Source organism: Nocardia seriolae NBRC 15557 (assembly GCF_007990715.1).
Classification (GTDB): Bacteria; Actinomycetota; Actinomycetes; order Mycobacteriales; family Mycobacteriaceae; genus Nocardia; species Nocardia seriolae.
On record NZ_BJWY01000071.1, the window covers coordinates 15,544 to 38,615 of the forward strand.

Annotated in this window: 23 protein-coding genes; 13 read left to right on the forward strand and 10 right to left on the reverse strand. The window is 65.2% G+C overall.

The window, feature by feature from the left end:
- Positions 1-402 precede the first annotated feature (402 nt).
- Together NS2_RS21180 and NS2_RS21185 are read left to right on the forward strand one after the other, a co-directional pair.
- The gene (locus tag NS2_RS21180) at positions 403-1,302 is read left to right on the forward strand and encodes a helix-turn-helix domain-containing protein (RefSeq protein WP_143161495.1); all 900 of its coding nucleotides are present in this window, start codon (positions 403-405) and stop codon (positions 1,300-1,302) included.
- A 6-nt stretch (positions 1,303-1,308) separates the two neighbouring features.
- Positions 1,309-1,533 (forward strand): DUF397 domain-containing protein, encoded by a 225-nt coding sequence (locus NS2_RS21185; protein WP_045438214.1) that lies wholly within the window; start codon positions 1,309-1,311, stop codon positions 1,531-1,533.
- A gap of 70 nt (positions 1,534-1,603) precedes the next feature.
- On the opposite strand, the gene NS2_RS21190 is transcribed toward NS2_RS21185, so the two are convergent.
- From NS2_RS21190 to NS2_RS21220, 7 genes are read right to left on the reverse strand one after another with little or no spacing between them, the layout of a single operon-like run.
- Positions 1,604-2,248, reverse strand: a complete 645-nt coding sequence (locus NS2_RS21190; RefSeq protein ID WP_052086810.1) for a hypothetical protein — start codon at positions 2,246-2,248, stop codon at positions 1,604-1,606.
- Between the two features lie 8 nt (positions 2,249-2,256).
- Positions 2,257-3,927 carry an ABC transporter family substrate-binding protein gene (locus NS2_RS21195; protein WP_033089882.1) on the reverse strand — a complete coding sequence of 557 codons (1,671 nt, stop codon included), beginning with the start codon at positions 3,925-3,927 and terminating at the stop codon, positions 2,257-2,259.
- 20 nt (positions 3,928-3,947) lie between these two features.
- Positions 3,948-5,615 carry an ABC transporter family substrate-binding protein gene (locus tag NS2_RS21200; protein WP_033089883.1) on the reverse strand — a complete coding sequence of 556 codons (1,668 nt, stop codon included), beginning with the start codon at positions 5,613-5,615 and terminating at the stop codon, positions 3,948-3,950.
- Between the two features lie 48 nt (positions 5,616-5,663).
- Positions 5,664-7,328, reverse strand: coding sequence for an ABC transporter family substrate-binding protein (locus tag NS2_RS21205; RefSeq protein WP_071343425.1), 1,665 nt, complete (start codon positions 7,326-7,328; stop codon positions 5,664-5,666).
- Between the two features lie 11 nt (positions 7,329-7,339).
- Positions 7,340-9,223, reverse strand: a complete 1,884-nt coding sequence (locus tag NS2_RS21210) for an ABC transporter ATP-binding protein (protein ID WP_071343426.1) — start codon at positions 9,221-9,223, stop codon at positions 7,340-7,342.
- Complete coding sequence (locus NS2_RS21215) at positions 9,220-10,146, reverse strand: ABC transporter permease (protein WP_036546351.1); 927 nt, start codon at positions 10,144-10,146, stop codon at positions 9,220-9,222. The genes NS2_RS21210 and NS2_RS21215 overlap by 4 nt, the downstream gene beginning before the upstream one ends.
- Entirely contained in the window at positions 10,146-11,177 is a 1,032-nt protein-coding gene (locus tag NS2_RS21220; RefSeq protein WP_033089897.1) for an ABC transporter permease, read from the reverse strand. Before NS2_RS21220 ends, NS2_RS21215 begins: the two co-directional genes overlap by 1 nt.
- A gap of 235 nt (positions 11,178-11,412) precedes the next feature.
- Here NS2_RS21220 and NS2_RS21225 point away from each other — a divergent pair, with 235 nt between their 5' ends.
- Positions 11,413-12,252, forward strand: coding sequence for a Cof-type HAD-IIB family hydrolase (locus tag NS2_RS21225; RefSeq protein WP_033089886.1), 840 nt, complete (start codon positions 11,413-11,415; stop codon positions 12,250-12,252).
- Positions 12,253-12,256: 4 nt separating this feature from the next.
- Here the strand turns inward: NS2_RS21225 and NS2_RS21230 are convergent, their stop codons facing one another.
- Positions 12,257-14,434, reverse strand: coding sequence for an N-acetylmuramoyl-L-alanine amidase (locus NS2_RS21230; protein ID WP_261772299.1), 2,178 nt, complete (start codon positions 14,432-14,434; stop codon positions 12,257-12,259).
- A 318-nt stretch (positions 14,435-14,752) separates the two neighbouring features.
- Here NS2_RS21230 and NS2_RS21235 point away from each other — a divergent pair, with 318 nt between their 5' ends.
- Entirely contained in the window at positions 14,753-16,114 is a 1,362-nt protein-coding gene (locus tag NS2_RS21235) for a SpoIID/LytB domain-containing protein (RefSeq protein WP_052486699.1), read from the forward strand.
- 571 nt (positions 16,115-16,685) lie between these two features.
- On the opposite strand, the gene NS2_RS21240 is transcribed toward NS2_RS21235, so the two are convergent.
- Entirely contained in the window at positions 16,686-16,940 is a 255-nt protein-coding gene (locus NS2_RS21240) for a helix-turn-helix domain-containing protein (RefSeq protein ID WP_158543915.1), read from the reverse strand.
- Between the two features lie 140 nt (positions 16,941-17,080).
- Here NS2_RS21240 and NS2_RS21245 point away from each other — a divergent pair, with 140 nt between their 5' ends.
- The 6 genes from NS2_RS21245 (at position 17,081) to NS2_RS21270 (ending at position 20,747) form a co-directional block, all read left to right on the forward strand.
- Complete coding sequence (locus NS2_RS21245) at positions 17,081-17,326, forward strand: hypothetical protein (RefSeq protein WP_143161496.1); 246 nt, start codon at positions 17,081-17,083, stop codon at positions 17,324-17,326.
- On the forward strand, positions 17,326-17,997 hold the full coding sequence (locus NS2_RS21250) for a hypothetical protein (RefSeq protein ID WP_052486700.1): 672 nt from the start codon (positions 17,326-17,328) through the stop codon (positions 17,995-17,997). Before NS2_RS21245 ends, NS2_RS21250 begins: the two co-directional genes overlap by 1 nt.
- Before the next feature lie 413 nt (positions 17,998-18,410).
- Positions 18,411-19,127, forward strand: coding sequence for a PE-PPE domain-containing protein (locus NS2_RS21255; protein ID WP_052486701.1), 717 nt, complete (start codon positions 18,411-18,413; stop codon positions 19,125-19,127).
- A 147-nt stretch (positions 19,128-19,274) separates the two neighbouring features.
- Entirely contained in the window at positions 19,275-20,117 is an 843-nt protein-coding gene (locus tag NS2_RS21260; RefSeq protein ID WP_052087067.1) for a glycoside hydrolase family 25 protein, read from the forward strand.
- Entirely contained in the window at positions 20,114-20,356 is a 243-nt protein-coding gene (locus NS2_RS21265) for a hypothetical protein (RefSeq protein ID WP_145961772.1), read from the forward strand. The genes NS2_RS21260 and NS2_RS21265 overlap by 4 nt, the downstream gene beginning before the upstream one ends.
- A gap of 4 nt (positions 20,357-20,360) precedes the next feature.
- Complete coding sequence (locus NS2_RS21270; RefSeq protein WP_033091475.1) at positions 20,361-20,747, forward strand: hypothetical protein; 387 nt, start codon at positions 20,361-20,363, stop codon at positions 20,745-20,747.
- On the opposite strand, the gene NS2_RS21275 is transcribed toward NS2_RS21270, so the two are convergent.
- Positions 20,740-21,021, reverse strand: coding sequence for a helix-turn-helix domain-containing protein (locus NS2_RS21275; protein ID WP_045438220.1), 282 nt, complete (start codon positions 21,019-21,021; stop codon positions 20,740-20,742). The two genes, NS2_RS21270 and NS2_RS21275, sit on opposite strands and share 8 nt — an antisense overlap.
- A gap of 283 nt (positions 21,022-21,304) precedes the next feature.
- On the opposite strand from NS2_RS21275, the gene NS2_RS21280 reads away from it, so the two are divergent.
- From NS2_RS21280 to NS2_RS21290, 3 genes are all read left to right on the forward strand, one after another.
- A complete protein-coding gene (locus tag NS2_RS21280; RefSeq protein ID WP_033091476.1) occupies positions 21,305-21,883 on the forward strand; it encodes a hypothetical protein in 579 nt (192 codons plus the stop codon).
- A gap of 211 nt (positions 21,884-22,094) precedes the next feature.
- The gene (locus NS2_RS21285; protein WP_033091477.1) at positions 22,095-22,709 is read left to right on the forward strand and encodes a hypothetical protein; all 615 of its coding nucleotides are present in this window, start codon (positions 22,095-22,097) and stop codon (positions 22,707-22,709) included.
- Between the two features lie 2 nt (positions 22,710-22,711).
- Positions 22,712-23,072, forward strand: a 361-nt coding sequence (locus tag NS2_RS21290) for a hypothetical protein (protein ID WP_222594879.1), incomplete at its 3' end; no start/stop codon positions are given.

The window sequence follows — 23,072 nt, forward strand, 5'->3', positions numbered from 1 at the left end:
TCCGGAAGCCTCGCCATCCCCCTCACCCGGCCCGATGTCGACCGTGCACCCGATACCGATTCCCCAGCGGAACCCGCCGCCACACCACCCCACCGGCGATAACCAGGGGCCCCCCGGGCGAAGCCTGAACCCGATCCCCGCCGACAGTCCAGTGCACCCCCGCGACGAGCACCAGAAACGAACCGGCACCAAGCAGAAAAGTCCATATCTCCAAAGGCATTTCGCCCTCCTCGAGTCGACTGGCTGACACGTGTGCACCGGCGCACTACAAGCACACACCCAGTGGAGGAAAGCGGCAATGCCATTGCGGCAATCGCATGAAACTGCCCCAAAAGCCCTGAGACATTGCCAAAATGGCTATACGCGGTTGCCATTCTTCATACGCATGAGGGGGTAGTGGTCGTGGCAAATGCGAACCAAGCGCCGACTTCGGTGGCGCGCAAACAGGTCGGGATGCAGCTGCGCGAAGCGCGCGAGCGAGCCAACCTGGACCTCAAGGATGTGGTCGACGAGATCGGGCCGGGTTGGAGCATCAGCAAACTCGGTCGTATCGAGCGTGGCGAGTCCGGCCGGATCAGCCTCCCCGAGGTGGATCTCCTCGCCAAGATCCTCGAAATGGACGAGGACGCGCGTACGAATCTGATCGCCCTGGTCAGGCAGGCGGCCTCGAAATCCTGGTGGTGGTACAAGTACCGCGATGTGGTGCACAGCGGCTTCCGCATCTACGCCGACATGGAGGCCTGTGCGCAGCGGCTAACGCTGTACAACTGCAATATCGTGCCCGGATTGCTGCAAACGCCCGATTACGCAAGGGAATTGGATCGAGTCTATTTCAAGGACGATCCGGAGAACCTGCTCGACCGCCGACTCCAGCTCAAACTGGAACGTCAAACATTCATCACCAGGAAGACCAAACCGATTGCGGTGCAGGCGATCCTGCACGAGGCCGCCATCCGCACGCAGGTCGGCGAGCCGAGGGTCATGGAAGCCCAGCTCGAGCACCTCGTGGAAATGGGAAAACGCGCCAACATCAGTCTGCGAGTGGTGCCTTACAGCGCCGGGTTCCCGTTGGGAACGGCCGTAGGGTCGTTCACGATCATCGAGATGAAACCGTCCGGCGGTATCGATCCCCAGCCGGTCGTGTACTTCGATTCCCTGGTCGGTGCCGCGTGCCTCGAAGACCCCGACAGCCTCGCAACCCACACCGCGGCCATCGCCGCACTCCGAGATGCCGCATTGGATGAAGTCGGCACCCGCACGCTACTGCGACAAATCAGCAAGAACCCAAGACCGAAGGGATAGCCCACGATGTACAACCTGTCCGGCACGGGCACTCAACTACGCAACGCCCACTTCCGCAAGAGCACCAAGAGCGGCAACGGCCCCGACTGTGTCGAAGTAGCCTTCCTACCCAACGGCACCGTCGCAGTACGCCACTCAAAAGCCAAGGACGGCCACGTCCTCCTGTACACCCCCACCGAATGGTCCGCCTTCACCGCCGGCGTCCGCTCCGGCGAATTCGACCGCCCCTGATCACCGAGTGGCACATTTCCGGGGTATTCGTCCGAATTTCGGGCTGAAAGTGTGCCACTCGATGATCCGGTCAGGTGGGGTCGGAGCCGCGGATGGCGGGGAGCCAGGTGGCGGTGGCTGCTGCCACCAGGGTGGCGGCCACGAAGGCTGTCCAGCCGCCGCCTGCCACGTATACCCACAGCAGGGCTGCGAATGGTGCGACGACGGCGGATTGGGCGTCGAGTAATAGCCTGCGCCCGATCCCGCTCCGCCCCAGCGCCTCCGGATCCGGTCGTGCCGGATTATCGATCAGCTTCCCCACCGGCTCCGAATCCCGCACCCGTCCAGCCGGATACACCCGGCCCCCGTCCACATACACAGCCCGCCCGGACAATTCGGCCGTACCCTGCGTGACGGCAACCAGCGGCAGATCGAAATAAACCGGCAGCCAACGCTCTTTCCCACCAACCGTGAACTCCAGCCACGACCGACTCACCAGCCGATCCTGCTGCCGCACCCGCCGCACAGCAACCTCCCGCACCCCACCACCCGCAGGAACCCCGGCGGGCAGATACCCGAGCCCGACAGCCAACCGAAACCCGCTGTACCCCAGAATGATCACCGCCACCGCGGCCAGCATCGCCGCCTGCTCCGAATCGCCGAACGGGACCCAGGCGAGGGTGATCGCCAGGGTCCCGATCGTCACGAGTGCCGGATAGGCCAGGGGATGTCCCATCCGGAGGCTCACTTCAGGAAGCCGACCTTGATGTAGTCCTTGTCGGCCATGCCGAAGGCACCCCAGTTGGCGAGGTTCTTGCGGACGGCGACGGTGCCCGCGGGCTGGTTGAACGGCATCGACCACACCTCGTCCCAGATCATCTGGTCGGCCTTGTTTGCGAGTTCGATCGCCTTTGCGGGATCGAGTTCGGCGACCGCCTGATCGATGACGGCATTGAGTTCCGGCGAACCGATCCTGGACTTGTTACCCAGCCAATTGCTCGGGTTGTAGTAGAAGAACTGCTTCAGGATGCCGAGCGGGAACGGGGTTCCGCCGACACTCCATTGCGCGAGGTCGTAGTTGCCCGGGTCGATCACATTGGTGAACAGGCCCTGCCCCGGAACGGTTTGGATTTCGAGCTTGACGCCGATCTTCTGGAAGTCGGCCTGAATGATCTTGGCGTCGTTCACCCAGGCGGCCTGCTGATACATGACATCGCGAACGACCAGCTTCTTGCCGTCCTTTTCGCGAACGTCACCGTTGCGGACCCAGCCGAGGGCGTCGAGTTCCTTGGCGGCCTGATCCAGGTTGAACGCGAACGGCACCGAATTATCCTGGTAGCCCTTCTGTCCCAGGTTGTAGACGTGGTTGCCCAGCGCCTTCGGGTTGTCGACCACGCCGTGCAGGAAGGTCTCGACGATGGTCTGCCGATCGATGGCCTTGGCGAGGGCCTGGCGCAGTTTCACATCCTCGAGGATGGATCCGGGCGCGCCATTGAACGCGATGAAGGAGTAGCCGGGCGGCGGGGATAGCCGCACCTCCACACCCGGCGAATTCCGTGCGGTGGTGACTCCTTCGAGCCCCGACGCCCGTGCCACGTCGATCTCATTGTTCTGCACCGCCGGCAGTAGGGCGTTATCGTCGAGAACACTGAGGGTGATGGTGTCCAGCCTCGGCGTATCGCCCCACCACTTGGGATTGCGGCTCAACGTGATTCGATTCTGGGTCCGATCGAGGTTCGTGATGACGAACGGTCCAGCGCTCACCGGCAGCGTATTGCGCGCCCAATCATTCAGGGCCCGGGGCGATTCCGTCGCGGCCTTCGGATAGAGCGGCGAGAACATGCCCCGCCACTCGCTGTAGGGCTGCTTGTAGGTGACGACAGCCTGCCGGTCGTCGACTCCGCGCTCGACCTTGTCGATGCGGTCGTAGCCGTCGGTCGACGACACCTGGTACGCGTTGTCGGAGCCGTTCTGCGCCTGGTATTCCGACCGCAGGTCTTCCCAGGTAATGGGGCTGCCGTCGGTCCACACCGCCTTGGGGTTGATGGTGTACGTCACCACCTGCGGGCTGGTGCCGGTCAACTGCACATCGGTGAAGTAGTTCTTGTCGATGCTGAGCTCGCCGGCCGCGTTGCTGACGAACGGAGAACCCAGGAGCGGTCCGATCACACTCGCGGTGTCGGCGGTGGTCCCGTCCACGTGCAAGTAGTTGAACGAATCCGGCATGGAGGTCAGCGCCAATCGAAGATTGCCGCCCTCCTTCAGGTCGGACACCGGATGCGGGTTGATGTCGTTCGTGGTGCCGAGTTCTCCACTGCCGGTGGCGCCACCGTTGTTCGAACTGCACCCGGACACAACGAGTCCGACCGCGACCATCGGGATCGCGAGTCGGATCAGGGTCGAACGTGTCCGCATGGACCGCTCCCTTCGCCGGGTCACTTGAGGAAGCCGACCTTGGTGTAGTCGGCGGTGGCCAGACCGAAGGCTCCCCAGTTGGCGAGGTTGGTGCGGACGGCGTGGGTGCCCGACGCCTGGTTGAAAAGCATGGAATGCCCTTCGTCCCAGATCATCTTGTCCGCCTTGTTTGCGAGTTCGATGGCCTTGGCCGGGTCCAGTTCCGCCATGGCCTGGTCGATGACCGCGTTCAACTCGGGCGAGCCGATGCGGGACTTGTGGGACTGCCAGTTGTTCGGGTCGTAGTAGTAGTACTGCTTCAGAGCCCCGATGGGCAGCACGCTCGTGCCGCGGCTCCACTGCGCGAGGTCGTAATTGCCCGGGTCGATGACATTGGTGAAAAGGCCGGTGCCGGGGACGGTTTGGATGTCCAACTTGACGCCGATCTTCTTCAGGTCGGCCTGGATGATCTTGGCGGTGTCGACCCAGGAGTCCTGCTGGTACATGACATCCCGGATGGCCAGCTGCTTGCCGTCCTTTTCACGGACGTCACCCTTCAGGACCCAGCCCAGGGCATCCAAGTCCTTGGCGGCCTGGTCGAGGTTGAACGCCATGTCCTGCGAGTTGTCCTGGTAGCCCTTCTGACCGTCGATGTAGACGTGATTGTTCACGGTCTTCGGATTGTCGACGATGCCGTGCTGGCCGGTATTGACGATCGTCTGCCGATCGATGGCCTTGGCGATGGCCACCCGCAGTTTCTGGTCCGAGAACACCGACCCCGGTGCACCGTTGAACGCGATGAAGCCGTAGGTCGGTTCCGCGGCGCGGCGGATCTCGACATTGGGGGCCTGCTTGGCGCCCGTGACGGCCTCGAGTCCGGAGACGTAGGACTCATCGAGTTCGTTGTTCTGGATGGCCGGGACGATCGCCGTGTAGTCGAGGACGCTGAAGGTGATGTTGTCCAGCTTCGGTGTGTCGCCCCACCACTTGGGGTTGCGGCTCAACGTGATCCGGTTCTGGGTCCGGTCGATATTGGTGATCACGAATGGCCCGGAACTGACAGGCAGCGAATTGCGCGCCCAATCGTTGAAGGCCGCAGGGGATTCGGTGGCAGCCTTGGGATAGATCTGGCCGAACACGCCCTGCCACTCACCGAAGGGCTGGCTGAAGGTGACCACGGCTTGCCGGTCGTCGACGCCCCGCTCGACCTTGCCGATGTGGTCGTAGCCCGAGGTGGAGGCCGATTGGTAGTCGTTATTGGTGCCGTTGCTGGACTGCCACTGCGACTTCAGGTCCTCCCAGGTGATGGGTGAGCCATCGGTCCACACCGCCTTGGGATTGATGGTGTAGGTGACCACCTGGGGATTGGTCGAGCTCAGTTGGATATCGCTGAAATAGTCGTGGTTGACGCTGAGCTCACCGGCGGCGTTGCTGTTGAACGCGCTGGGCAGCGTCGGCGTGACGACGTCGGCGGTGTCCTGCACATTGCCGTCCACGTGCAACGTGTTGAACGACGACGGAAACGAGGTAATTGCCAATCGCAGATTCCCGCCGTCCTTCAGGTCCGAGACCGGATGCGGATTGATCGCATTGGTCGTCCCGAGGGCCGCCGTGCCGCCTTCGGTGGCGCTCGAACTACACCCGGTCACCACCATCCCGACCGCGACCATCGGGATCGCCAGTCGAATCATGGTCGAACGTATCCGCATGGACCGCTCCTTCCGCCGAGATGGCTGTCGTCTGTTCGGGCCCGGGCCCTATTTCAGGAACCCGATGCTGGTGTAGTCGTACGAGGCCAGTCCCGGTGAACCGAAGTTGGCCAGATCGGACCGTACCCCGAAGTTGCCCTCGTCCTGCGTCAGCGGCAGCGAGTGACCTTCCTCGAAGACCTTGCGATCGACCTGATTCGCCAACGCGATAGCCTTGTCCGCGTCCACTTCCGACAGTGTCTGGTCGATGAGCGCGTTCAGCTCCGGCGATCCGACGCGCCCGTAGTTGAGCTGAAGGTCGTTGGGGTACAGCCCGAACAGCTGCGGGAGGCTGCTGAAGACGAAGGCGTCTCCGGAGAGGATGAACTGCGCCACGTCGAAATCGCCCGGCTGCAGGACATCGGTGAAGAAGCGCTGCGCTGGGTGGGCGTCGATGGTCAGCTCGACGCCGATCTTGCCGAGGTCCTGCTGAATCAGCTTGGCGACCTGGAGGTGGGCGTCGTCCTGGACGAAGACGTCGCGGATGATGAGCTTCTTGCCGTTCTTGAACCGGCCGTCGCCCTGCTTCACCCAACCGGCCGCGTCGAGTTCCTTGGCGGCGGCAGCGGGATCGAAGCCGAGGCTGTTGTCCTGGTACCCGTGCTGCCCGCGCAGGAAGACCTGACTGTTCAGCGGTTGCGGCTTGTCGACGATGCCGTTCTGCAGGGTATCGGCGATCCGCTGCCGGTCGATGGCCTTCGAGATGGCCACGCGCACTCGCTGATCGGAGAGGATGGAGCCGGGCGCACCGTTGAAGGCGAAGTACCGCCACCGGTTCCACGCGGCATGCCGGATGGACAGGTTCGGCACCGAGCGGACGCTCTGCAGATCGGGCAGGGTGCGCAGCAGCGCGGCGTCGAGTTCGTTGTTCTGCAGGTCCTGCGTCCACGCATTGCTGTCCAGGACTCGGAAGGTCACGTTGTCCAGCTTCGGGGTCGCACCCCACCATTTCGGATTGCGGGCCAGCGTGATCAGGCCGTTGGTGCGGTCGATGTTCTGCAGCAGGAACGGGCCCGCCGAGACCGGCAGCCCGTTGACCAGGGACTTGTTGAACGAATCCGGGTTCGCCGTCACCGATTTCGGGTAGAGCATGGAGTTGCCGGAGAGCTGTCCGCGCCAGTCGGCATAGCCCTTGTCGAAGGTGATGACGGCCTGCCGGTCGTCGACCCCGCGCTCGATCCTCGCCACCCGGTCGAAGCCGTTGCTGATGGCGATCTGGAAGTCCTTGTTCTTCCCGTTCAGCGAATTGCCCTCGGAGGCAATGTCTTCCCAGGTGATCGGCGAGCCGTCGGACCACACCGCCTTGGGATTGATGGTGTAGGTGACCACCTGTGGGCTGGTCGACGTCAGCTGGATATCGGTGAAGTAGTCATGGTTGACGCTGAGGTTGCCCGCGGCATCGGTGTTGAACGCGCGCGGCAGCATGAACCGCTCGATATCCGCGTAATCGCCGTCGTTGCCGTCGATCTGCTGTGCGTTCCAGTTGACCGGGATCTCGGGCGTCGGCAACCGGAGATTCCCGCCGTCCTTGATGTCGTCGCGCGGATGCGGGTTGATGTCCGTGGTGATGCCCAGCGTGCCGGTCCCGGTCGGGGCAGGCGCATTGCTGCTGCATGCCGCCAGCGCCATGCCGCTCGCGAGAACCAGTGCGGCGCAGCCTTGTCCAATCCGCATCCGACACCTTCCTATCGGGTTGCCACCGGAACCGGCACCGCATCGATCAGTGCGCGGGTGTATTCGTGCTCCGGACTGGCGAAAATCCGTTCCGCCGGCCCGTATTCGACGATCTGCCCGCGGTACATGACCGCAATGTCGTGGGCAAGATTACGCACAACGGACAAATCATGTGAGACGAACAGATACGAGAGACCGCGTTCGGCCTGCAGGTCGCGCAACAGGTTCAGCACACCGGCCTGGATGGAGACGTCCAGCGACGACACCGGTTCGTCGAGCACCAGCAGCTCCGGATCCAGGGCGAGGGCACGCGCGATATTGATGCGCTGCTTCTGGCCGCCGGAGAAGTCGGCCGGGTAGCGGTCGGCGTGCTCCGGGCGCAAACCCACCTGCTCCAGCAATTGCGGTACCCGGCGGTTGATCTCGTCGCGGGAGCGCCCGTCGATGCGGAGCGGTTCGGCCAACGCGTCCGAGATGGGCAGGCGCGGATCCAGCGACGCGGACGGGTCCTGGAAGACGATCTGCATCTTCCGCCGGATATCGCGGCGCTGCTGATTGGTGAGCCTGGTGACGTCGTGCCCGAGAATCTCGATGCTGCCGCTCTCCGGCCGCACCAGATCCATGATCTGGGTGAGCGTGGTCGATTTGCCGGAACCGGATTCGCCGACCAACGCCAGCGTGCGGCCCGCGCGCACCTCGAAGCTGATGCCGTCGACGGCCTTCACCTCGCCGGTTTTGCGCTGGAACACCACGCCTTTGACGATCGGGAAGGTCTTGCGCAGGTCGGTGACCCGCATGACCACCTGGGCGGCGTCGACGGCCGTGACCTCGTCGGGCGGCTCGATCTCCTTGCGGTAGGCCGTGAACAGGTCCGCCGTGCTCACCTCGGAAGTGCGGATGCAGGCGGCGCGATGCCCGGGCCCGGTGTCCTGCAGCGGGGGTTCGGCAGCCCGGCAGTCGTCGGTGGCGACCGGACAGCGCGGCGCGAACGAGCAGCCCGGCGGCAGCGCGTGCATGGCGGGCGGAGTGCCGACGATCGGAATCAGCGGGCTGCGGGCAGGACCGTCCATGCGTGGGATGGAACCCAGCAGGCCGACCGTGTACGGCATCCGTGGTGCGGTGAAAAGCTCCTGCGCCGGGGCAGATTCGACGATCCGGCCCGCATACATGACGGCCACCCGGTCGGCCAGGGTGGCCGCGATGCCCATGTCGTGGGTGATGAAGATGACGCCCGCGCCGGTGATGTCGCGCGCCTTGCGCAGCAGGTTGAGGATCTGCTTCTGCACGGTCACGTCGAGCGCGGTGGTCGGCTCGTCGCAGATGATCAGTTCCGGATCGTTGGCGATGGCCATGGCGATGACCACGCGCTGCCGCATACCGCCGGAGAACTCGTGCGGAAAAGCCTTGGCGCGCTGCGCCGCATCCGGGATGCCTACCAGGTCCAGCAGCTCCACCGCCTTGGCGGCGGCCTCCTGCTTGCTCATCTTCTTGTGCGCCAGCAGGGCTTCCGCGATCTGGTCGCCGATCCGGTACACGGGGGTCAGTGCCGAGAGCGGGTCCTGGAAAACCATGGATACCTTGCTGCCGCGCAGCTTGGACATCTCCTTGTCGCCCAGCCCCAGCAGTTCCCGGCCGCGCAGCCGGATTGAGCCCTGCACGCGGGCCTGCTCGGGCAGCAGGCCGATCACGGCCATCGAGGACACCGATTTGCCAGAGCCGGACTCACCGACGATGGCCAGCACCTCGCCATCGTTGACGGTGAAGTTCACCCCGCGCACCGCGTCGACTCGGCCCTCCTCGCCGGGGAAGGACACGCGCAGGTCGGAGACCTCCAACAGCGGCGCGGTGGTCCTGGACCGCTCGGCGGTCAGCGTCTCGGCCGAATCCTGGCTCATTTGTCGGCCTTTCGTGCCTGCTTGGCCCGTGCTTTCTTCGCGGTCGGGTCGAAGGCGTCGCGCAGTCCGTCACCCATGAGGTTGGCCGACAGCACGATGATGATCAGGAACATGCCCGAGAACATGAAGGTCCACGGATAGGTGAGCGCGTTCTTGGAATAGTCACCGATCAGCGAACCCAGCGAGACGTCCGGCGGCTGCACACCGAAACCCAGGAAGCTCAAACCGGTTTCGGACATGACCGCGCCGCCGATCGCGAGCGTGGTGTCGATGATCAGGATCGAGGCGATGTTCGGCACGATGTGGGTCGTGATGATCGTCCAGGTGGACGCGCCCATATACCGTGCGGCACGAACGAATTCACGATCGCGCAGGGTGAGCGACAGCCCGCGCACCATGCGCGCCGAGATCATCCATCCGAACAGCGCGATCAGCACCACCAGCAGGATCACCGAGTCGTTGCCCTTGGTCTTCGGCGCGAACAGTGCGATGAAGATGAAACTGGGCACCACCAGCAGCAGATCGACCAGCCACATGATGGCCCGATCGGTCCAACCGCCCAGCAGCCCGGCCACCGAGCCCGCGGTGGTCGCGATGACCGCTGAGATGAGGGCCGCGCCGAAACCGATCACCAGGGATTTCTGCAAGCCGTGCAGTGTCTGCGCCAGCACGTCCTCACCCAGCGAGGTGGTGCCGAACCAGTGTTTCGCATTGGGCGGCTGAAGTTTCGCCGCGGTGTCGATGTCGGTGTAGGCGTACGGCAGGAAATGCGGCACCGTGAACGCGATCACGAAAAGCAGGATCAGCACGATCGCCGCGGTCACCGCGACCTTGTTGCGCAGGAACCGCCGCCATACCAGCTTCCGGCGTCCGGTCGCGGCGACCTGCGGCGCGACCTGGACGATGGTCTCCACATCGGTCATCAGACACGCACCCTGGGGTCGAGAATCGCGTACACGATGTCGGACAGCAGGCCCGAAAGCAGAATCACCACGCCCGCGAAGAGCGTCACCGTCAGCACCACATTGATGTCCTGGGCGTGGATGGAATCCACCAGCCACTCGCCCATACCGTGCCAGCCGAAGATCTTCTCGGTGAACGTCGCGCCGGTGACCAGGCCGCCGAAGCTGTAGGCGAACAGGGTCGCCATGGGGATCAGCGCGGTACGCAGGCCGTGCTTGTAGAGCGCGCGGCTGCGGGTGAGGCCCTTCGCGCGGGCGGTGCGAATGAAATCGCTGCCTAGTACGTCGAGCATCGCATTGCGTTGGTAGCGGCTGTAACCCGCCATCGCGCCCAGCGCCAGGCCGAGGGTCGGCAGCAGCATGTGCTGGGCACGGTCCACGATCTGGTTCCAGAGCCCGTGCACGGCCGTCGCCGAGGTCTCACCGGTATAGAGGAAAATCTGTTTCCCGGCGGCCAGATTGATCTCGAGCGCACCGTATTTCAGCAGCGTCGCCAGCAGGAACACCGGAGTGGACAGCAGCAGCATCGACACGATGGTGCTGAGGTAGTCGCTGAACTTGTACTGGCGGATCGCGTTCGCCGCACCGATCAGGACACCGAGCACGGTGCCGACGATGGAACCGATCACCAGCAGCCGCAGACTGACTCCGATGCGGCGACCCAGTTCGTCCTTCACCGGCTGCCCGGCCATGGTCTTGCCGAAATCGCCGTGCACCACACCGCCCGTCCAGGAGATGCCGCCCATCCACCAGGGGCCGCCCTCCCAGGAGAAGCGGCCGCCCGCCCAGGTCAGGTAGCGCTCCGGGATCGGCTCGTCCAGGTGCAGTTCGGCCCGCTTCGAGTCGATCACCGACTGCGGTGGGCGCGGATTGCGTTGCTCCAGTTGGTCCAACGGGGTGAACGTGTACGCGGCCACCGTGAACGCCAGGAACGATGCCAGCACCAGCAGTACGACATAGTTCAGCGCTCGTCGCAGCAGAAAACCGGCCATCATTCCCTTTCGGGGTCGAGTACTGACCCCAGATCATAGGGACAGGAAACCGTAAACGCGGGGTACGGAGCGCGGACGCGGCGGCAATCCGTGTGTTATTGGGGGCGGCCCGGGTAGGGGTGGGGGGTCAGGCGGGGATGGTTGGGGTGGACTTTCGGGGGTCGGTGCCGGAAAGGTATCGTTTGTACGGCATCGCCCGTAATCCACGGGCGCTGAGGTTGTGGCTCGAGGCAGGATGGAAGAGGTGACGCTCTTTCACCTGCCCAAACCCAAGATGGTCGCCTCCGATGTGGATGGCACGCTCATCGATCACCGTGAGCAGGTGAGCGCGCGGACCAAGGCCGCGATCAACGCACTCATCGCGGATGGGGTGCCGTTCGTGCTTGCCACGGGGCGGCCGCCGCGGTGGATCGATCCGGTGGTCGACGGGCTCGGATTCGCGCCGCTGTGTGTGTGCGGCAACGGGGCGGTCATCTATGACAGTGCGAACGATCGCGTGCTGGACAGCCGGGTGCTGGAGGTCGAAACCCTCATCTGGCTGGCCGAGCTGGCCGAGCGGCTGTTGCCGGGGTGCGGGCTGGCGGCCGAGCGGGTGGGGGTCAGCGCGCACGACGCGGCGACGCCGCAGTTCGTGAGTTCGCCCGAGTACGAGCACGCCTGGCTGAATCCGGACGACACCGAGGTGTCGCGCGCGGAGGTGATCGCCGCCCCGGCGATCAAGATGCTGATCCGGCTGCCGGGCACCTCGAGCGCGGTCATGCGCGCCACGCTGGAACCCCACCTGACCGGTCGCGCGGATCTCACCTACTCGACCGACAACGGCCTGATCGAGCTGTCCGCCCCCGGCGTCACCAAGGCGACCGGTCTGGCCATCGTGGCCCAGCGCCTCGGCGTCCACTACAGCTCGCTGATCGCCTTCGGCGACATGCCCAATGACGTCCCCATGCTCCGGATGGCGGGGCACGGCGTCGCCATGGCCAATGCCCACCACGAGGCCATCGCCGCCGCCGACGAGGTCGCGGCCTCCAACTCCGACGACGGCGTGGCCCGCACCCTGGAACGCTGGTGGTCCTGAGCCGTTAGTTGGGCTGGGCGGGGATGGGGTCCTGGACCGCGCCGTAGTTGTTCAGGACCGTGGTGACGATTCCGGTGATCCGGTTGAAAATCAGTGCGCCATTTTGGAAGTCGGCGCGCACGCCGTCCTGCACGGCGTATTCATTGCTCGAGGGCAGGCCGAGAATGCCCGCGCCCGCGCCCAATTGCAGGAATCGCTCCAGAATCTTGCCGACCACCGAGAAGATCTGGCCGGACGGATTCGAATACACGTAGCCATTGCTGAATTGCCCGTACTGGCTGCCGTCGGCCAATGCGATCGGCTCCGCTTTCGGTTGTCCCAGTGGGCCGTTCGCGCCGCCCTGCTCGCTCCGATATCGGGCGACGGGGCTGCGGTCGAGCATGTTCAGGATCTTCTGGGTGAGATCCGCGAGCGCGGCCAGATCGGCCTGATTCGATTGATTGGCATCGGGCGCGGGGGAGGGTTGCGTGTTTCCGGCATTCTGGCCCGGCCGGATGCGCGGTGAGGTGGTGGCGGGACTCGGTGTGCCGCCGGCCGCACCCGCCGCGATCTGGCGAATCCGGTCCATCAGGGCGTAGGCCGCGTCACCGGGGCAGGTGGTGTTGCCGACATCGCGGTGGGCGAAGATGTTCGGCAGCTTGACCGCCTGTCCGAGAGCGTATTTCGTGTAGTCGCTGCCCTCGGAGTACATGGTGGACGAGCCCTCGGGATCGACCCCGGCCACCTTGGCGCGCCAGCCGATGTACTTGCCGATGGCCTGGATGGAGATGTCGGTCGGGGCCTCGTCCTCGTAGTCGCCCATCAGCGCGACACCGGCGGTATTGATATTGAACCCGCCCGCGTGCGCGCCCTCGACCGGGCGGTCCAGCCCGCCGTAGCGGCCCTCGAAGATCTGCCCGTACTTGTCGACCAGGGCGTTGTAGCCGATGTCGCACCAGCCCAGCGTCTTCGCGTGATACGCGTAGATGGCGCGCACGATGCCCGCGGACTCGGCCTTGGTGTAGTCATTGCGACCCGCGGTGTGGTGCACCGTGATCGCGGTGACGCCGTCGTCGTAGGTGGGTTCCTCGCAGCGCAGCGATTCGTCCGCGCCCCACTGGGCCCGGGTGATCACCTTGGGCCCGCCGCCGGGCAGCGGCGCGGCCACCGTGGACAGGTTCTCGTCGATGCTGCCGCGGCCCGGATCGATGAGCACCGCGGCCAGCTTCTCCAGATTGATCTGCGCCGGATCGGCCGAACCGTCGTCCAGGGGTTTGGGTTCGGCGGGCGCGGCGACGGGCTTGCGCGTCACCAGCATCTGCACGGTCTTGGTATTGCCGACGTAGATCGGCTCGGTGCCGGTGCGCTTACCCGCGGCCGGATGATCCTTGCCGGTTTCGGTTTCGGCGTCGTACCACGGACCCCAGGTGCCGTCGGGGCGTTGGGCGCGGATCTTGGTGGTGGTGCCCACCATGTCCTGCGCGGTGAGCGCGACCATGCTGAACGGGGTGTCGCGGGTGAGTTCCTTGACCTGCGCGCCGACCTTGTCGACCAGTTCGCTGGGAACCGCGCCGGGGGACAGGGCGGGGGTGCGGAGGTCGCCGCCCAGGCCGGGGACCGGACGCGGGCCCGCGGCTTCCGGGTTGTCGGCCGCGGGGACGGGCGCTGCCGGGGCTGCGGCGTCTGTCGGAACAGCGGGAGCCGCTGCGGTCGAGGGAGTTTCGATGACGGGCGCGGATGGCATCGGATCGGCGATGAAGCCGGGAGCGGCGGGGGCGGTCGGCTGCGCCGATCCGGGCAGGGCGGCGGCCGGTGCGGGGGCTGAACCCGTGGGGCGAGCCGCGCCTGTCTTGGGAGCCGCCATGCCGGGCAGCGTGACACCGGGCGCGGCGGCCGGTGCCGCCGGGCTGCTGGTGCCGGGCGTGGCCGCGGGCGCGGCGGGGTTGGTGGCGCCGGGTAGCGCCGGGCGCGTGGATCCCGGTGTGGCGGGGGCGGTTCCGGGCTGGGGTGCGGTGTTCAGCCGGGGTAGCGGAATCTCGCTGGGTAGTTGAACGCCCGGAATGAGATTCGGCGGGATCTGAATCGATTTGGGCAGCGGCAGCATCCGCAGATCGGACAGGTGGAGGTCGGGCAGATTCAGCCCGGTCAGCTCGCGCAGCGGCAGCACGATGTCGGGTGCCGAAGACAGGGCGACTTCCGCCATTTGCGCAGGTATAGCTGCCAGATTGCTCTCATTCGCGGGGCGTACATCGCGGGAATCGCTCAGTGCGAGGATGCCGACGGGTGCGGCCAGCGCGAGAACCGTCAGAACCGGGAGCGTGTAGGCGTGTTTCGGTCTGCGATACGGCACGAGCATCTCCCATTCGAGGTGAATCGGTCTAACCGCGCCCTGAGCAGAAGCTTGCTACTTGGCGCCTCAGCGATCACACTAGTCCTTATTGTCACATTCCCTGAAGATAAAGTTGAGGCTTAGCTTGAGTAACTCGAATGTAGCTTCGGCTCTCGACAGAACGGGTATGACATGCCGAACGGGTACCTAGCCCAGCGCCGCAGACGGCGCGGTCTGCTCACCCTGTCCGTCCTCGCGGCCGCCACCACCGGCGGCACCGCAATCCTGGTCTGGGCCTGGCCCGACAACGCCTTCCACTTCACCGCCGGCGCGGGCCACGGCCGCGGCCTGAGCCAGAACGGCGCCTTCGACAAGGCCGTGGCGGGCTGGACCGCCGATCGCATCCTGGCCAACTACTACTCCGGAGCCGACCTCGCCGACATCGGCGCGACCACGGTCCGCGTCCGCCTCATGGAGCGCGACGACAAGACCCTCGACATCGCCTCCGACTCCGTCTTCTACGTCGCTGATCGCCGCGTGATCCCCGGCCAGGCAGCACATTTGACCCCCACCGCCACCGGCGCGGACGTCATCATCACCCAGGGCTGCGACGGCGGCAAGCTCTGGGAGGGCAGCACCGACGACCCGTGGGCCTACCCCGTCGCCGAGGGCACCGACCGCCCCGCCGCCGAGCAACTCGAGATCTGCGGCGGCAATGCCTACCGCGGCGTCCTGGGCGTAGCCCTCGACAACGGCTCCCTCCGCACCGTCAACGACCTCGACCTCGACGACTACCTCAAGGGCGTCGTCCCCGCCGAAATGGTCCCCGGCTGGGCCGACCAGGGCGGCGCAGAAGCCCTGCGCGCCCAGGCCATCGCCGCCCGCTCCTACGCCCTCGCCGAACAGCGCTACCCCTACGCCCAAACCTGCGACACCACCGACTGCCAGATGTACCTCGGCACCGACAAGGAAGACCCCCGCACCACCGCCGCCGTCCTCGACACCTCCGGCCGAGTCCTGGTGCGCGACAACCGTCTCCTGCGCGCCGAATACTCCGCCGCCCCCGACGGCGGCCTCCCCACCCCCGCCTCCGCCATGGAAACCGGCCCCGCCCTATCCGACTTCCCAGCCGCCGGGCCGACCCTCCCCACCCTCCCCTTCCTGAACCCCACCACCCCCGAAACGTCCCCCACCCCAACGGAATCCGACCCGGCCTCCCCAACCGCCCCGGACTCCACCTACACCGACCCGACCTACGCCGACCCCACCACCCCCGGCGCCCAAACCCCCATCCCCCCGGGCAATTCCACCCCCGCCCACCCCAAACCCGACAACCGCACCCGCGTCAACGTCCCCCTCCCGGTCCCGGGCAGCGCCGACCCCAACTCGATGCTCTCCGACTCCCGCTGGTCTCCGGCACCGGCAACACCGGGAATCCCCCTCCAGCCGGTCATCCCCACCGGCACCCCCACCCCCGGCACCGCCTCCACGCCTACCCCGCCGTCCTCGGCCTACGCCCCTCCGCAGGCGACCACCCCCGCCTTCGCGCATTAGCGGAAAACTCCAGTCAATCCGTCCGCCGCCGTACGCAATTCGCTGCACGGATCAGTGGTTTCCGGGCACCGTCCCATTCCGTGACGGATTCGGTGACCGATTCACGATCCTCAGTTCCCAACTCGCCAGTAGTAATTGCATCCTCGAGTTGCCAGACCCGTTGTGCAAGAGACAAATTGAGCGTCTGTCCGACTGCCTGTGTATACTTCGGCCCGTCAACAGTGCCCTTGGGAATTGTCCTGGGCAGCAACGACGGGTGGAACTATGGGATAAGCGCAGGTGCGCCATAGCGGTTTCGGGGTCCGCGTGGCGGGGTGGTGCTGTCCAATGGGGAGTGAACGGGGGTTGAAGGTTGGATCGTCCGCGCTCGCGGACATCGATGAAGGGGATTCGCGCTGTGTCTGCGGAAGCGCTGATCGGTTGGTTCAAGCAGATTTTCGATGCGGAAAGTCTGACGATGGTGATCGGCCGACTCGGGGTCGAACTCGCTCAACGAATCATGAGGGGAGAGGCCACTGTCGCGGACTTGTTCCTGGCCGCGGAAGTGGTCGATTGGGACCTTCGCGAATTGCTACCGGCTTCGCTTGACGAACTGCACGGCCCTGTCCATGATCTCGGTGGGCGAGACGTCGAGTGCATTGCTTAGCGCGAACAGCTGATGCATGTCGGGGGAGCGTTCCCCGTTCTCGAAGCGCTGAATGGTGCTGACTGCGACACCTGACGCCTCGGCCAGCTCGGTGCGTGTGTAACCCCGCCGGGCGCGGGCAGCGCGAAGCTCTTCACCCACTGCGCGGTTGATGCCGTCGTGGAGGTCCCGCAGTTCCATATGGACCATCATGCGGTCCAAATGGAATTCTTGCAAACACGCGCGCATGGATCCCTACCGAAACGCGGCCCGAGGTAACGATCCGGCAACAGGTCCGTTCGGACTTGTTGTTGTTCCGTACGGACCTTAGTGTGGCCCGTATGGACTTGCTGGATCGAAGTATCGCCGCTCGGGTGGCCCTGGCTATGAGCGAAGCCGAGGTCGGTCTCGGGCAAATCGCTGCCCGGATCGGACTCGACGCTGCCGTGCTCGCGGCCGCGATGGCCGGGAGCGTGCCGTTCACGGCGACCGATCTGGTGCTCATCGCCTGTGCGCTCCGCTGTGATCCCGCCGATCTGCTGCCGGGCGCGGGCGTTCTCACGCACGCCGATCGCGAGGTGGCGTGATGAGCGGTATCGAGCCGAACGATCTGTATCTCGATGTCCCCGCCCTGCGCGAGCTCGCGACACTGCTCGACGGTGTCCCCGAGTTGGCCGAGGATCTCGAGGACTCGGTTTCCGGCCGCGCCCGTCTGGGTGCTGCCAACACCCGTCTGAGCGGCAGGTCCAGCGATCAACCGCTCCCGTTCAGCGTGGGAGCGGCGAAGGTGCGCGACCACCTGCACGCGACGCTGGTCTCCTGGGTCCGATTGATCTGCGAACAGCGTGCACTCGACTACACCGGCGACACCTCGACGGCCGGGCTGGCGCGCTGGCTGCACCGAAACCTCATCGCGCTGGCGATGACCGAGGGTGCCGAAGGCGCGCCCGCTGAGATCCGGATGGCCGTCGCGGCCGCCGAACGTGTGGTCTGTCCGCCGGCTGTGGAGTACACGATCGATGCCATGGCGATCGAAGCCGCACGTCGGGCCCGGCTCAATTCCTCCGGAATCGCCATCCTGGCAAAGGAATTGGGAGAGCCGTTCCGTGCGATCACGGTTCGCCGCATCCAAACCCTGCGCGACGCGGGCCGCGTCGCCCCGGTGCCCGGACCGTGGGCCGCCGATTGGCCCGAGCAGTTCGTCGTCGGCGAGGTCTTCGACGCACATCTGGCTCATCCCATGCGCCGCCGAAAATAGCCCACCCGCTCCAGAGGCCGCCGAACCCGTAGCTCAACGCTCGGTTCGGCGGCCTCTGTCGTTCCAGAAGGTTGTGAATAGGGATGTCTACCAGCATATTTCGAGAAAGTTCCGGATCGGGTGTTGACATTGAACGCCGCTTGGGTGAAGCTATCTGCAGCGCCACAGTTGTGCCTTCCTCCCGAATCTCACGGGAATCACTCTTCAGCAACAGGTTTCGTAAACGAAGCCTGTATCGAGCCGTATTCCATTGCTCTGGAACGGTATCCACTGGCATACGCGCTTCCCGACGGCCCCACCCGCAGCCTTCATCCGCAGGTGGGGCCGTTCGCTATCCACCTGAAGGACGATTCCGCGTGATCACAGTCTTGACCTGCCGTGGTACCGGGGAACCACTCGGATCCCCGACGAACATGCTCGCCGCGGTGACAGGGCGGCTCGACCCCGCGATCTACGAAATCGGACCCGACGTCGATTACCCCGCAGCCGTAGGCCCCGCCAATCCGCAGCGCGGTGTCGGCGGCTGTAGTGAAGAACAATCCATCCGCCAGGGCATCGCCGTCCTGGTGAAGGCGATCCATGCCACGCCCAACAAGGTCGGCCTCCTCGGCTACAGCCTCGGCGCGGAGGTGGTCACTCGCTTCCTCGAAGCGAAGGCGCGCGGCGAATACCCCGACTGCGAACTCGCGTGGGCCGCCAACATCGCCAATCCGCTGCGCATGCAGGGAGATTCGATCGATCCGGATCCGATCGGGTTCGGCATCAACGGGCAGCGTGGTGCTTGGCCGGATGAGTTTCCGACCTGGGAGGTCGCGAACCCGGCGGATGGAATCACGTCATGCCCCGCGGACTCACCGCTGCGCACCCTCGCCGACACGGTATCCGCCTTCAGCTTCGCGGACATGGGCGGCTGGACCCGTGACGTCGCCGACCGCATCCGCAGAAATCGCTGGCAGGCAATGCAACTCGGCTCATGGTCGCAGCCGCGTCGGATCTGGGAGCTGTGGTCACAGGCCGCCGCGCTGATGGAGGGCTATCTGACCGGCGGTCAACACACCATCGCCTATATCAACGGCGGCTTCTGCGACCGCCTGGCGGCGATCCTCAACCGATATCCCGAGAGGGGGTGAACGGAGTGATCACCATTGCCGAAGATCTCATCAAGCTGATCGGCGACCTGATTCCGCTGGTCCTGCCGCTGTTCGGGCTGTAACCGAGCACCCGACCCCTCGCCAGGTCGGTTCGAATCCGGCGGCACACAACATAAGGAGAACCCCATGACCATCTTCGGGATCGACATCTCCAATAACAACGGTCCGGACATCGACCTGGCGCAGGTCGCCCGCGAAGGGTTCCAGTTCGTCTTCGCCAAGGTCACCGAGGGCGACGGCTTCGTCGACCACACCTGGCCCGCGTATCGAGATGCGGCGCACGCCAATGGATTACTGGTGGCGGGCTATCACTATCTGCGGGCCGACGCCGATGCCGAAGCCCAGGCGGACCTGTATGTCTCTCATCTCGGGGACGCGGCGACCATGGTCGACTTCGAGACGGATTCCGGTGACCTGTCGACCTGTTGGGCGTTCGTCAATGCCGTGAACGCCCGCGGACACAAGATCAACCTTTCCTACATTCCGCGCTGGTATTGGCAGCGGATCGGTTCTCCGGACCTGTCGAATGTGCCCGGGCTCATCCAGTCGAGCTATGTCTACGGCTCAGGCCCCGCTTCGGCACTGTATCCGGGCGACGACTCGCCGTTCTGGATCGGCTTCGGCGGCAAAGAAGTCGACCTTCTCCAGTTCACCGACGCGGCCGTGGTCGCCGGACATCGAGTCGACGCCAACGCCTTCACCGGCACCCTCGACCAACTCCGCGTACTGCTGGGGTTGGCACCAACCACTACCCAAGGAGTCCTCATGGCGCTGACCGATGCACAGCAGGCCGACCTGTACGACAAGGTCCAGGAAATCTGGGGTCAGCTCCGCGGCCCCGACGGTCAGGGCTGGCCGCAGCTCGGCCGAAACATGCAGGGCCAGAACATGACTCTGGTCGATGCGGTCGCGAAGCTCCAGCAAGATCTCGCGTCGAACCTGACGCCCGCACCGAAGGCGACTTCGTGAGCGCCCCGGGCGCGTGCGTGACGCGCAATGCGAAGGCGGTGGTCTCCGCCATCGGCGGAATCATCAACGTGCTGGCCGTATCCGTGGCCCTGTTCCAGTTCGCACCACCGCAGTACGCCGGTGTGGGCACCGCACTACTGGCGGTAATGGAAGCCCTCCGCAGCACCAACGTCTGGATCGTCAAGAACGAACCGGCCATCGCCGCGACCGTGGACAAGCTGGCCACCGAGGCGGTGTGATCCCTTGCTCGAAACCGTCCTGCTCTCCACCTCCACCTTCCTGGGCGGCACCGGAGCCTCAGCCTTCTTCACCTGGCTCAAGGTCCGCCGCCGACAACCCGCCGAAAGCCTGAGGCACGAGGTCGCCGCGGCCAAGGATGTGAACGACATCGCGATCAAGACGCTCTCCCGCGTATCGCAGGAGTTGCGCGAAGTCACCGGCCGGCTGGACGCCGTCGAGGCGGCCCAAGAAGCCTCGATACGCGAATTGACCAGGGTGACAGGGCTTTTCCGTGAGGCCCTCGGGGTATTGCGAGGTGTCATAGAGGCTGCTCAGCACGGCCGCATCCCGGAACTGCACATGTCCAGGGAGTTGATGGATGAGGTCGAATTCAATGGATCGATCACCTGACGTCACCATCGGGTTCCGGCGATGTGGAGTCTTTGATGACCCGCACCGCCCGCTCCATGATCTCGGTGGGCGAGATGCCGAGCGCGGCGCACAGCGCGAACAGCTGATGCATGTCCGGTGAGCGTTCGCCGTTCTCGAAGCGCTGAATCGTACTGATCGCAACGCCCGAGGCCTCGGCCAGCTGTAGCCGGGTCAGGTCGCGGCGTGCGCGAGCGGCCCGCAACTCGTCTCCCACCGCGTGGTTGATGTCGTCGCGGAGTTCACGCAGTTCCATACGGAACATTGTGATGTCCGCGCGGCTCGCCCCGCAAACAGCCCCACCTGTCAACATCGCTTGAATCACATTCGCTACCAGCGAGTTTCGATCAAGCAATCGTTCCATAGCCCATGCGGCCAGCCCCCGGAAACCTTCCATCGGTTCCTGACAGCGGGTCGAGCGCGCCGCATGCCCGCCCCTGCGCTCCCGCGCCTCCCGTCGGTGCTCCCACGGTCGCAGGCTGCGGTCGCAGCGCAGGGGCACCCAACTTTCCGTCCGACCGACTATCGAAAGAAGTGCAATGGAAAAGACGACGATCCTCACGGCCAATAGCTATGGCGCACAGTTCAATATCCCCGGGTTCGTCCGGATCGACGAGATGCGCCAGACCGACGAGTACGGCAATGCCGAGTTCTACGTGGTCTTCGACGATACGAAGCTCGGTCAGGTCGCCCAGGTGACCGTGAGCAATAGCGCGGACGTTCCGCCGCCGGCAGGCCAAACGCCTCCCCCCATCGTTCTCGGCAAGGTCCATACCCTCGGTGGCTGGGCGTACATCTGTTACTACGCCTCGCCTGCGCCGACGAACTGGCACAACGAGAAGACGATGGTCGTCACCGGCCGGGCATACAACCTCGAGTTCTATGTCCCCGGCTTCGTTGCGATCGACAAGATCCGCCAGGTGGATGACCGCGGCACCGTCCAGTTGTACGTCCGCTACAACACGACGAACGTCACCCAGATTCATCGCATCAGCGTCACCACGATCGGCCCGGATCGAGAGCTGCCGGCCGGTGCCGTGGACCTCGGGCTGATTCACCCGTACGGGTCGTGGCAGTACGTCCACTACACCGACGAAATCGTCTCCACCCAGGCCTGATCCGGCCTCTCACACCCGCCCCTTTCGGCGCACCCGTCTCCCGCAGGTGGTCCGCGGTAGCAGACAGCGGTCGTAACGCCGAAGGGGCGCACCGGGTCCCGTTCCCGGATGTCCCCTCTCCGGGGACGGGACCCACCCCATCCAACGATCCCGAGCCTCGGAAGGGCCCGGGACTTCGTCATGCCCACGTTCCGGAAGGTCCTGAAACCCGATGTCAGACAAGGAAATCGTCGAATCTATCAGCTTCGGCAACCACCAGCCGCCTTCCGAGTACGTGAAAACCGATACCGGCCAGCTGGTCACCCCCGAATTCCTCGCCCTCATCCAGCAGTCCCTCTCCGGCAAACTCTCCGAGTCCCGCCAGACCGACGAACTACCCCCCGAGGTCAAGGCCCTGGCCGAAGAACTCTCCGTCATCCACCTCCCCGAATGGCGCAGCGAAGTCGGCCGCAAACTCGCCGAACCCACGGTCACCAGCATCAAACAGGCTGTGCGCGTTGCCGAATACCTCGTCAAGCGCGGCGTCCGAGTCCACCCCGACCTCGAGGAAATCCGCTGGACCCCCACCCCCGGCGGCCAGCCCGGCGTCTTCGACACCGCCCTCCACCTCACCAAGGACGCCACCGGCAACTGGCCCGCCCCCGACCCCGAGGTCTTCTACAACCTCGAAGACATCCAGGTCACCAAGACCGACGACGGCCTCTGGTCCGCCACCCACCCCCGCGGCCTGGCCACCGAAGCCCCCACCAAAACCGACGCCTACGCCGCCCTCGTCGACCAGCTCCGCGCCCGCATCGACCAAGCGCGGCAAGCTCGAGATGAGTGATCATGTCGATCACCTCCTACGAACCGGCTGCGGCGGGCGGTAGTCGGGTTTACGACATCGCGGTGAGCTCAGCAGCAGATGCTGCTCAGAAGCTGGCCCGCATCCACAGGGCAAACGACCTACTCGCTGACAGCCCTGCGGTTGCAGTGGCGTCGCCAATCGGTCTCGCGACGAAACCCGAACCGAACATGTCCGAGCCCGGCGGATTCATCGGCCCCTACCAGCAAAACCAGCAGTACATCGACAACGGCCAGTACGACAAGGTCGATCCCAACTACGTTGTGCCGCAGCCCCAGCCCAAGACCGAGCAGCCTCAGCCACAAACTGCAGCTCCCAACCCATCGAAACCCGGTCAACCGGGCC